10 protein-coding genes, 1 tRNA gene and 1 rRNA gene are annotated in these 10,555 nt (G+C 39.8%); 4 read left to right on the forward strand and 8 right to left on the reverse strand.

Features of this window, described 5'->3' with window-relative positions:
• Positions 1 to 138: 138 nt before the first annotated feature.
• From P20480_RS00050 to nudE, 3 genes are all read right to left on the reverse strand, one after another.
• Positions 139 to 215, reverse strand: a tRNA-Met gene (locus P20480_RS00050).
• Between the two features lie 136 nt (positions 216 to 351).
• Complete coding sequence (gene cysQ, locus P20480_RS00045) at positions 352 to 1,155, reverse strand: 3'(2'),5'-bisphosphate nucleotidase CysQ (protein WP_006791377.1); 804 nt, start codon at positions 1,153 to 1,155, stop codon at positions 352 to 354.
• Positions 1,148 to 1,720: an ADP compounds hydrolase NudE gene (gene nudE / locus P20480_RS18960; protein WP_033025975.1), complete on the reverse strand. Its 573-nt coding sequence runs from the start codon at positions 1,718 to 1,720 to the stop codon at positions 1,148 to 1,150. The genes cysQ and nudE overlap by 8 nt, the downstream gene beginning before the upstream one ends.
• 62 nt (positions 1,721 to 1,782) lie before the next feature.
• On the opposite strand from nudE, the gene yrfG reads away from it, so the two are divergent.
• A complete protein-coding gene (gene yrfG / locus P20480_RS00040; protein WP_008133302.1) occupies positions 1,783 to 2,430 on the forward strand; it encodes a GMP/IMP nucleotidase in 648 nt (215 codons plus the stop codon).
• Here the strand turns inward: yrfG and P20480_RS00035 are convergent.
• The 3 genes from P20480_RS00035 to P20480_RS00025 all read right to left on the reverse strand — a co-directional run bounded on the left by P20480_RS00035 (position 2,427) and on the right by P20480_RS00025 (position 3,842).
• The gene (locus tag P20480_RS00035) at positions 2,427 to 3,050 is read right to left on the reverse strand and encodes a dUTP diphosphatase (protein ID WP_006791380.1); all 624 of its coding nucleotides are present in this window, start codon (positions 3,048 to 3,050) and stop codon (positions 2,427 to 2,429) included. The two genes, yrfG and P20480_RS00035, sit on opposite strands and share 4 nt — an antisense overlap.
• Before the next feature lie 83 nt (positions 3,051 to 3,133).
• Entirely contained in the window at positions 3,134 to 3,502 is a 369-nt protein-coding gene (locus P20480_RS00030; protein ID WP_008133305.1) for a YacL family protein, read from the reverse strand.
• Positions 3,503 to 3,617: 115 nt separating this feature from the next.
• Positions 3,618 to 3,842: a hypothetical protein gene (locus P20480_RS00025; RefSeq protein ID WP_006791382.1), complete on the reverse strand. Its 225-nt coding sequence runs from the start codon at positions 3,840 to 3,842 to the stop codon at positions 3,618 to 3,620.
• Between the two features lie 312 nt (positions 3,843 to 4,154).
• Between P20480_RS00025 and uvrD the strand changes: the two genes are divergently transcribed.
• From uvrD to P20480_RS00010, 3 genes are all read left to right on the forward strand, one after another.
• Positions 4,155 to 6,320 (forward strand): DNA helicase II, encoded by a 2,166-nt coding sequence (uvrD, locus tag P20480_RS00020; RefSeq protein WP_008133308.1) that lies wholly within the window; start codon positions 4,155 to 4,157, stop codon positions 6,318 to 6,320.
• Positions 6,298 to 8,370, forward strand: coding sequence for a tRNA(Met) cytidine acetyltransferase TmcA domain-containing protein (locus P20480_RS00015; protein WP_008133310.1), 2,073 nt, complete (start codon positions 6,298 to 6,300; stop codon positions 8,368 to 8,370). The genes uvrD and P20480_RS00015 overlap by 23 nt, the downstream gene beginning before the upstream one ends.
• Before the next feature lie 100 nt (positions 8,371 to 8,470).
• On the forward strand, positions 8,471 to 9,316 hold the full coding sequence (locus P20480_RS00010; RefSeq protein ID WP_008133311.1) for a hypothetical protein: 846 nt from the start codon (positions 8,471 to 8,473) through the stop codon (positions 9,314 to 9,316).
• A 48-nt stretch (positions 9,317 to 9,364) separates the two neighbouring features.
• Here the strand turns inward: P20480_RS00010 and P20480_RS00005 are convergent, their stop codons facing one another.
• Together P20480_RS00005 and rrf are read right to left on the reverse strand one after the other, a co-directional pair.
• Positions 9,365 to 10,021, reverse strand: a complete 657-nt coding sequence (locus tag P20480_RS00005; protein WP_006791386.1) for a nitroreductase family protein — start codon at positions 10,019 to 10,021, stop codon at positions 9,365 to 9,367.
• A gap of 380 nt (positions 10,022 to 10,401) precedes the next feature.
• Positions 10,402 to 10,516: ribosomal RNA gene (gene rrf, locus P20480_RS18965) — 5S ribosomal RNA — on the reverse strand.
• Positions 10,517 to 10,555 lie beyond the last annotated feature (39 nt).

The following is a 10,555-nucleotide window of genomic DNA, read 5'->3' on the forward strand; positions in this document are numbered from 1 at the left end:
GAACCGACGACCTTCGGGTTATGAGCCCGACGAGCTACCAGGCTGCTCCATCCCGCGCCTGTATATTTAAAGTCTATCGACTACTTAATTTAATCTCTTAAGTTAGATTTTACAGTAACCTCACCCCATAAAGGAAATTGGTTGCGGGAGCCGGATTTGAACCGACGACCTTCGGGTTATGAGCCCGACGAGCTACCAGGCTGCTCCATCCCGCGCCTGTAATTTCTTTAAAACATTTTCGTAATATTTGCGAGCCTGCCTTGAAGAGAGCGCTACTATATAGGAATAAACTTATAATGCAAGGCTTTAACTACCTAAAACTGTTCAAGTGAACAAAAAGCAATCAAAACTCTATTCTATACTCGCTCTTTGGTGAGGAGTAATCATTTTTTGAAACTCCCAATCAGGGTGGCCCATTACAATAAAGTCTGGGTTTTCAGTGCTCTCGCGTTGGTTATAGGTTAAAGGGTTAAACTCTGCATCAGTAATGCAGCCGCCCGCTTCTTCTACAATAACTTGTGAAGCCCCTGTATCCCACTCACCCGTTGGGCCTATTCTTAAAAAGCAGTCCGCTTTACCCTCAGCAACAATACATGCTTTTAACGAGCACGAACCAACTGCAATAGTTGTAAATTGGCTATTTAAGTATTGACTCACCGACTCAATTTTCTGACGGCGACTTACCGCTAGTGTTAAACTTTCAGGCGGAGCTACGTATATTCGTGTGTCGCTCTTTTCTTCACGCTTAAAAGCACCATTTTTAGCACTCGCAAAGTAAGTAATACCTTTTGACGGCCAATGAATTACACCCAACACAGGGTGGTTATTTTCAATAAGCGCAATGTTTACCGCAAAATCACCACTTTCTAAAATAAATTCACCTGTGCCATCCATGGGATCAAGTAACCAATAACGCTGCCAATCTTGCCTATCGGCTAATGCAGGAATAGGTGTTTCTTCCGACATAATAGGAATATCGGGCGCAAGTGCCTTTAAGCCTGCAACAAGCACATCATTTGCAGCTAAATCGGCTTTAGTTACTGGTGTGTGGTCTGATTTTTCTTGTTGGCCAATATCATCTTTTTTGTATATAGCCATAATGGCATCGCCTGCACGTTCGGCTAATTCAATACAAGGTTCTAATAATTTATTCATCGGCAGCTCCAGATGCTAAGTACTTATCTAATAATAGCAAAGCGGCAACACTTCGTGCTTCGGTAAAATCATCTTGCTCTAATAATGACTGCCATTGCGTTAATGGCCACTTAACAACAACTAAAGGCTCAGGCTCGTCGCCTAGAAGTGTTTGAGGATATAATTGCTTAGCAAATAAAATATGCATGGTGGCATTAAAATAACTAGGTGCCATGGTCACTGTTTTTAATGGTTTAAAAAAGTCTGCGCCAAAACCTACTTCTTCTTTAAGTTCTCTATTAGCAGCTTGCTCTGGTGTTTCGCCTGGGTCGATCAGTCCTTTAGGAAAGCCTAGCTGGTAGTCATTGGTACCCGCGCAATACTCACGCACTAGCAGCATTTCGTTATCAGCCGTTATAGGCACAATCATTACAGCGCCTCTGCCACCACCTCGAATACGTTCATACTGACGCTCTTCGTCATTCGAAAATTTTAGCTCTAAAGATTCCACAGTAAATAGGCGACTTTTAGCGACAACATTATTACTTAGGATTTGAGGAGGTGTTGGATGCTTTTTCTGTGTCATTGGCGTTAATTTGCTATCATGGCAGTTGTGCTTAATCATAAACTTTTCACAGGGAAAAGCCCATGCTAAATTGGTCAAAAATCGATACCGTTTTACTTGATATGGACGGAACACTCCTCGATTTACATTATGACAGCCATTTTTGGTTAACTGTTCTTCCACAGCAACACGCCTTAGCGAAAAATATAAGCCTGAGCGAAGCAAAAGAAGATATTTTTAAACGCTACCAAGCTGTAAGCGGCCAAATTGAGTGGTATTGCTTAGATTATTGGGAAGATCAGCTTAAATTACCAATTATGGATTTAAAGCGAGAAACACAGCACCTTATAAGAGTTCGTGACGACGTACCCTATTTTTTAACGGAGCTAAAAAAAGCAGGAAAAGAGCTTATATTGCTTACCAACGCACATCCAGAAAACGTCATGATGAAATTTGAACACACCGCAATCGATAATTATTTAGATGGTGTAGTGTCGACTCATGAATATGGCGTAAGTAAAGAGCAGCAAAGTTTATGGCACCAAGTACAAAATGATTTAGGATTTAACAAAACACGTACTTTATTTGTTGATGACAGCGTAGCTGTATTAAATGCCGCAAAAGAATACGGCATTGGACACTTACTTGCGGTTGCCAACCCCGACAGTCAGCAACCACACAACGAAATAGCCGATTACTTAAATGTAACCGACTACCGCACTATTATTTAGCTTTTAGGGTAACGTGCCTCAAGGCCTTGATAGACTAATTTTGCGAAGTCTGCATGTTCGGTATCAAGGCTTTTAACTACTTCCACTAAGTGCTCGTTATCTTCTTGCCCGTTCCACACTTTAATGTAGCTACCGTCTTTATAACCATGGTCTTGGCGAAAAAAGTTTAAGGTATTTTTACCAACATAACCACGGTATAAATCGTCAATATCCATGCCCATTTGTGCCATACAACCGGCAAATGCTGATGCATTAAACGCTTTATCTGCAACAGCAGATGCCGCAAGTATTTCTAACGTTTGTTTAAAGTCATCAGCTTGCTGTACTTGGCTCAACTCACTTTCTAATTGCTTTGCTAAGTCTTGATAGCTTGTTTTTCCGTCAATACGTAGCGATAAACCAAAGTGAAAAATATCAACCAATTCTAAAATAACTTGCTCGGTATCGGGTGTTTGTTTTTTCCACCACTTCCAGCCATGATGATCTAGCATTTCGGCACACTCAACCCAAATAGCGCGATACCATTCAAACCCTTGTGTAAACCATTGTTCATGCACTTTTGTATTCATGGCGTTTTGCATTTCTAGCATGACTACTAGCTTATTTAAATTGGCAGACATATCAATTCCTGTCGTTTTTTAGTTGTTTTAATAATACAGAGAAAGCGCTGTTTTTGCATTTGCTATGTCTGTTTTAATTATTTTTATCGATTACTGGTAAACTCAGCCCACGACTCGATTAAATCAATAAAGTCTTCAAAACCACAACCACTGCTTAAGTCGTTCTCTTCAAGCATTAAATCATCATCTTGATAGGCAATTAAGTCTTCGCTGTCTTGGTGCAGAGCATGAGCCTCAAATAAGGCCTCATCTTTAGATAAAATTAAATCTATTTCTTGGCCTTTTAGAGTGACTGGCTCAAAACTCGTTTTGACAGACACAATAAGTGCTTGCACCATAGCGACTTTGCCTTTGCCAATTTCTTCGTTTAACCAACGACCTATTATTGCGTGTTCGCTGCTTATTTTAATTCGTAAACCACTAATAGGGTCACGTATAAATTGATATTCCATAGCTATTACTTATTAAACGTTAATAACGCGATTATACCCGTAAATTAGCTGTAACGCCGACCCTAAAAAACAAAATAGCGCCATTGGGCGCTATTTTTGTAAAACGTTTAAATACCTAACTTCGCGAGCGGTATCGTGCCGCATCTATTATCGACCATAAGTAAATAATAGGTACTAATACAAAACCAACGAGTACGTAAATAAGTGCGTAACTTATAACAATAGCTAGCGCAAAAAATATAGCCGCTAAAATACGCCCTTGTACTAGTTGCCCTAAACCAGGAAAAAATATATTACACAACGCAGCAATTACATTACCGCCAGACCCTTGATCAGCCATACTCACCTCTGTAGTTAATTAATTTTAAATTTTAGTTATCTACTTACTATCACACTTTATGCCAATTTATTAAAGCTTAAAAATCAGTTAGTTAAATTACGACTCACTAATTGCTTTAGTATTTTTTACTAAATATAGGTCAATTTGATTATTTTTATTATTAATCTTAGTCACTTATCCATGCCAAAAACTATCCAGCTGATTGGTTTTAGAGGCTATTTTTATAATAGCTGTTCATAAAAACAGTATTTTATTTAGCCTTACAAAAACACCTGTTATACTGCCCTCAATATTGATTAAAAAGGCGTAACGATGGACGTTTCAGAATTACTCGACGGCTTAAATGACAAACAACGCGATGCCGTTGCAGCCCCATTACAAAACATGCTGGTATTGGCCGGTGCTGGGTCTGGTAAAACACGAGTGTTAGTTCATCGTATCGCGTGGCTTATGCAAGTTGAACAAGCATCAGCTTATAGTATTTTTGCGGTAACTTTTACCAATAAAGCAGCTAAAGAAATGCGTACCCGCGTTGAAGAAACCTTAAAAGCACCGGTTGGCGGGATGTGGATTGGTACTTTCCATGGTTTATCACACCGTATTTTACGCGCTCATCACCGTGAAGCTAACTTACCAGAAGCCTTTCAAATTTTAGACTCTGATGACCAACTTCGTATGATCAAGCGCTTATTAAAATCAATGAATATTGATGATAAAAAGTGGCCTGCAAAACAGTTTGGTTGGTACATAAGCGCTAAAAAAGACGAAGCACTTCGCCCTAAAGATATTCAAGCGTATGATATAAACGAGCAAATGATGCTGCGTGTATATGCCGCCTACCAGGAAGCGTGTGACAGGGCTGGTTTGGTCGATTTTGCTGAAATACTGCTACGCAGCTATGAAGTATTAAAAAATAACCCGACGTTACTTCGCCACTACCAACAGCGCTTTGCCCACATGCTAGTAGACGAGTTTCAAGATACTAATACCATTCAGTACGCATGGTTAAAGTTACTTGCAGGCGACACAAGCAGCATAATGATTGTTGGCGACGATGACCAAAGTATTTACGGCTGGCGCGGAGCTAAAATAGAAAATATAAAACGCTTTTTAACTGACTTTGATGCCGAAACTATTCGCCTTGAACAAAACTACCGTTCAACCGCAACTATTCTTAAAGCATCTAATGCGCTTATAAAAAATAACTCCGAGCGTATGGGTAAAAGCTTATGGACCGATGGTAACGAAGGCGAGCCTATATCAATTTATGCCGCCTTTAACGAATTAGACGAAGCCCGCTTTGTGAGTAGCAAATTACGTAGCTGGTTAAATGCTGGTAACGCGTTGCAAGACGCCGCTATTTTATACCGTAGTAACGCGCAATCTCGTGTACTCGAGGAAGCCATGCTACAAGAAGGCTTAAAATATCGCATTTACGGTGGTATGCGATTCTTCGAACGTCAAGAAATTAAAGATGCGCTATCGTACTTACGCTTAGTAGGTAATCGCCAAGACGATGCCGCATTTGAGCGTGTAATTAATACTCCTGCTCGCGGTATTGGCGATAAAACATTAAGTCACATACGTGATTGCGCTCGTGCTGAGTCACTTCCGCTTTGGTACGCAGCTAAAGCTATTGTTGAACAACAGCACTTATCAGGCCGAGCAGCTGGCGCTGTAACAAAGTTTGTAGAACTTGTTGAGCACATTGAAGAAAAAATTAGCGATCTCACCCTACAAGAACAAGCTAAATACACAATTCAAACCTCTGGCCTTATGGCTATGTACCAAGCTGAAAAAGGCGAAAAAGGCCGTGCCCGCGTAGAAAACTTAGAAGAGCTTATAAGTGCCTGCGATCAGTACGAACTCCCTGAAGAAGAAGAGTTTAGCTCACCACTACAAGGCTTTTTAGCCTATACCTCGCTTGAATCTGGTGAAGGCCAAGCCGATGAGCACGAAGACGCGGTACAAATGATGACGCTTCACTCAGCTAAAGGCTTAGAATTCCCGCTTGTGTTTATGGTGGGCGTTGAAGAAGGCATGTTCCCTTCGCAGCAAAGTAATGAAGAGTCTGGCCGCTTAGAAGAAGAACGCCGCCTTTGTTATGTAGGCATGACCCGTGCAATGGATAAACTATACATTAGCCATGCCGAAAGCCGCCGCCTTTATGGACAAGAGAAGTACCATAGTCCTTCACGTTTTTTACGCGAAATCCCTGAAGACTGCGTTGAAGAAATTCGTATTAAAACACAAGTTTCGCGACCACCGGCAGCCGGTCGCTTTAGTGCATCAGTAAGCCATGCCGCCTTTGAAGACAGCGGCTTTAACTTAGGTCAACGTGTACTGCATGCTAAGTTTGGTATTGGTACGGTACTTAACTATGAAGGTAGCGGTGCACAGTCGCGTGTACAGGTAAACTTTGACGACCTTGGCAGTAAATGGCTAGTAACGGCTTATGCACGATTACAAGCTGTATAAAGCTCACATAAACACGTTAGAAAAAACACTAGTTGGCGCTCATCATCGCCAACTGGTGCTTATTACTGGCAGTACTGTTTGGTGCTACGAGCTGTTAGGCGAATTACTTCAAACTGAAAACACACTCGTCGTTTCTAAAAATACCAGACTAAATAACGCGCAGTGGCCTAATCGTACTCATCAAATTTTAGGGCAAGAATATTCACACGCCGTATACGATGGCTTTAGTGGCTTGCACCCTGATAAATTAGCAGCTATTGCAGGTACGGTAAAAGCAGGCGGTATTTTATATTTACTGCTACCAGAGCTAAGCGAACTTTCAACTTGGCCAGATCCTGCCTTAAGCACAGTGCAGTCTCACGGGCATAAAGTAAGCTATAGCTTTTTTAATGAACGCATTGCCCGCGTTGTACAATCGTTAACCGCTTATCACTTTAGTGAATTACATGGCTGTACAGGTAATCTCAGCAGAGAAAGCTCTGCCAATAAAATAGATTTTGAACCGCAACAGCATTGTGTAGAAAATATAATTAAAGTGGCTCATGGTCGCGCCAATCGCCCTTTACTCATTAATGCCGACAGAGGTCGTGGTAAATCAGCAGCGCTTGGACTTGCTGCCGCCAAGCTTATCGATAAAAAAATACTACTTTGCAGTACACAATTTAAAGCCACTCATAGCAGCTTTAAACATTTAAGTAATGAGTTAAACATACCCTTCGATGGTAAAAGTAAGCAACTTGCTAATTTGCAGTATATTGCTCCAGATTCATTATTAGACTCGTTGCCAGAGTGTGATTTATTACTTGTTGACGAGGCGGCTGCTATTCCAGTTCCTCTGTTATTAAAAATGCTAAAACAGTATCCGCGCATTGTATTTGCAAGTACTTTAGTAGGTTATGAGGGTAATGGTAGAGGCTATACAATTAGGTTTAGTCAGTACATTAAAGCAAAGTATAAAGTCGCTAATATTATCACACTTGATGAACCGTTAAGGTTTGCAAAAGCCGACCCGCTAGAGCGCCATATACGCACTTTGCTCGCACTCGAAGCACAGTACGAAGAAATACAAAGCAATGGCTTAAATAACCTAGTCCACAGTGAAATTACTCAGCAACAACTCACAAATGACGAGCTGTTACTTGAGCAGGTTATTGCATTACTTGCCTTAGCACATTACCAAAGTAGCGTTAACGATTTACGCCAACTACTTGATGCACCCTCACAACGATTGTTCATAACCCAAACACATAATCACCTAGTGGGGGTGTGTTTAGTTACAATAGAAGGCGGGTTACCCCTCGAGCTAACTGAGCAGGTGCTTAAAGGTGAACGCCGCCCACAAGGGCACCTAATGGCACAAACTCTCTCGCAGCTAAGCAGTGATCCCCAGTGCCTTACCCAACTCTCTGCTCGAGTAGTAAGAATTGCTGTTGCCCCTAATCTTCACAGTCAAGGAGTAGGTAAAGCCCTACTGAGTTTTTGCGAATCAAGAGTAAGTAATGAGTGCTATTGGTTTGGTGCTAGTTTTGGCGCTACGGCTGAGCTATTAAAATTTTGGCAAAGCCAAGGGTTTAGCACTATAAAGCTGGGTTATCAAAAAGATAAAAGCACTGGCGAGCATTCAGCACTCGTTGTGAAATGTTTAAACAACAATACGGGTACACTGAAACGATTAAAAGCTGAATTTCAAACCGATATATTTTATGCTTTACTCACACACTTTAAACACCTTGATTGGCAGCTTGTAAATGTACTTATTTCCTCGTTTACAGATAGACCTATCAGTTCAGACATCAAAAAACGTTTAATACGACAACTTAATAATCACTTTTCTCGATTTAGTATTACAGCTACTATTTGGCAAGTTGTAACTCTGGCACCCTCTGTTGTTAATTGTTTAACGCAAAGTGATAAGCAACTATTAATTAGCTTAATTTTGCAAAATGAAAGCGATACAAACGTCATTGAGCAATTAAATATACAAGGCAAAAAAGAGCTTGAAACATGCTTTAAACAAGCAGTGTTAAAACTAGCTAAAGCCATTAAATAACCCACCCCCTTAATACAATGATTAATTACCACAGTTACTTAAGCTATTTGGTAGATTTGTTCTATTCTTAATACATTAATGGGTAAATTAAGATAAAGGCATGGAATTAATAAACTTTAAAGTGGGCTGCAAAACCATTTCACTGAAAATACTTGATATCTTATTAACCGAGCGCTTTGATAATAATCTCACAACACTACCAAACAACAACAAAAGCTTTATTGGTGTTAAAGATTATATGGATATCCCTACGCCAGTTTTCGATTTAGGAATTATCTTAAATAATATATCAACAGAGCAAAGCAACAAACATATTTTAAAACAGCTAAGATCCTGGCAAGACAAACAAACCAAATGGTTTAATACACTCGAAACAAACCTCTTAAATCAATCAGAAAAATTAGTTATTAATGAAACTGAGCTTCAAGACTTTATTGTTTTTTTTCAGGAGTTCAATACAGACAACCCTGATTTAAAGCTTACTATGTCACGCTTTAATGAGCCTTTTGAATTATTACTAGAACAAGCTAAACAAGCCGTAACTGCTCACAGGCAAGGTGAACATAAACAGGTAAGCTATTTACTTAGTAAGATAAAACGTAGCAGTCTTGCTCAGTTAGAGAGACTGTTTGAATCAGCACAAGAGCAAATAACTTTGGATTACAAACCAATTATTGTATTCACAACGAAAGACGGTATAAACCCTCATGTGGGGTTGCTGGTCGATAAAGTAGAAGACAGCCTAGATTATAAAAAAGAAGATATAAAACCATTAGATAAGCTAACTGATATAGGCTTTGATATAGATCCACAAACTAAAGGTATGATGCGAGGGTTAATAAAAATGGCAGAAAATCATAGTGTGCTTATCGATCCGAGTTCCATATTTAAGCCGACTGAACTACAGGTAGAAACTGAAAATACGGAAGCGTATGGCTTATTTTAGACACAAAAAAGCCGAGATAGCCTCGGCTTTTTAATAAAGCTTTTTATGCTATACGGTTGTTATAATGTCTTCTACTGCTAAACGTGCCTTTGGCAAACCATGGTTCCAGTCTTCGTCGGTATTAGGGTAACCCATTGCTAGTGCAACTTCACAAATATGACCGTCAAGTTCAGCATTAAACTTCTCACTAATTAGCTCTGGGTCAACGCCTTCCATTGGAGTCGACGCTATGTTCAATCGCGCTAATGTATGCAGCACATTACCAAGTGCTAAGTAAACCTGCGCTTTAGTCCAACTACCGTTGTAACCTTTCTCATCTGTGTTCATTTCAGCGAACGCATATGCACCCATAAAGTTATCGCGCATATCTGCTGGTAAATGGCCAGAACTGACTTCTACATCGACACGCTTAGAAAATTTTTCTTTCGTAAACTTAGGATCATAAGCGAGTAATAATGTATGTGATGCTTCTTTAGCATGATGCTGATTAAACTGATGGTTGTTAGCAAATGTATCGTGTAAGCGTTGTTTACCTTCTTCACTTTCAACCAAAATAAACTTCCAAGGTTGAGAGTTAATTGAAGAAGCTGACAGGCGAATAGCCTCTTTAATTACTTCAATATCTTCATCAGAAATACGTTTTGATGAATCATATTGCTTAGCAGTATAACGATTGTGTAAATCTTTGATAATTTGATGAGCCATGTTTTTCTCCAAAACTTATACTAAGTAAATATTTTATGAAGTTAGTTTAATTGGAAAGGATCATTTTGATAATAGTGAATACAGTTAAAAGACTATATAGAAAATATTGATAATTAAAATAGCCTAGGCGACCATTCAATTATTATGTAAGCATGTACTAAAAGTTCGGTATAGTTTGGCCATTTACTAAATCCCAGACAGTAAAAAAACCCTTCACATTGATTTAACGGGTTTCTCTTATTTGAAATCGGTGCGCTACTAATAACCAAAGCACTATTCACAAAGAGGCGCTACGCTTTAGAGAGGGGAATACTGAATATCACTTTTCTCCAGACGTAAAAAAGCCCGACTATCGCTAGTCGGGCTTTCTACAATTTGAAGCCTGGTAATGTCCTACTTTCACATAGCAAATGCTACACTATCATCGGCGCTGTTTCGTTTCACTACTGAGTTCGGCATGGAATCAGGTGGGTCCAAAACGCTATTGTCACCAAGCAAATTTGGGCGTTAATCCGTATTTCTACGTACTAACTG

The sequence above is a fragment of the Pseudoalteromonas sp. BSi20480 genome (assembly GCF_000241365.1).
Lineage (GTDB): Bacteria > Pseudomonadota > Gammaproteobacteria > Enterobacterales > Alteromonadaceae > Pseudoalteromonas > Pseudoalteromonas marina.

Excerpts from the sequence above, each read along its gene's own strand:
- P20480_RS00015 (WP_008133310.1), top strand. The coding sequence starts at position 6,298 with ATGCACGATTACAAGCTGTATAAAGCTCACATAAACACGTTAGAAAAA.
- cysQ (WP_006791377.1), bottom strand. The coding sequence starts at position 1,155 with ATGAATAAATTATTAGAACCTTGTATTGAATTAGCCGAACGTGCAGGC.
- nudE (WP_033025975.1), bottom strand. The coding sequence starts at position 1,720 with ATGACACAGAAAAAGCATCCAACACCTCCTCAAATCCTAAGTAATAAT.
- P20480_RS00030 (WP_008133305.1), bottom strand. The coding sequence starts at position 3,502 with ATGGAATATCAATTTATACGTGACCCTATTAGTGGTTTACGAATTAAA.
- P20480_RS00035 (WP_006791380.1), bottom strand. The coding sequence starts at position 3,050 with ATGTCTGCCAATTTAAATAAGCTAGTAGTCATGCTAGAAATGCAAAAC.
- uvrD (WP_008133308.1), top strand. The coding sequence starts at position 4,155 with ATGGACGTTTCAGAATTACTCGACGGCTTAAATGACAAACAACGCGAT.
- P20480_RS00005 (WP_006791386.1), bottom strand. The coding sequence starts at position 10,021 with ATGGCTCATCAAATTATCAAAGATTTACACAATCGTTATACTGCTAAG.
- P20480_RS00010 (WP_008133311.1), top strand. The coding sequence starts at position 8,471 with ATGGAATTAATAAACTTTAAAGTGGGCTGCAAAACCATTTCACTGAAA.
- P20480_RS00025 (WP_006791382.1), bottom strand. The coding sequence starts at position 3,842 with ATGGCTGATCAAGGGTCTGGCGGTAATGTAATTGCTGCGTTGTGTAAT.
- yrfG (WP_008133302.1), top strand. The coding sequence starts at position 1,783 with ATGCTAAATTGGTCAAAAATCGATACCGTTTTACTTGATATGGACGGA.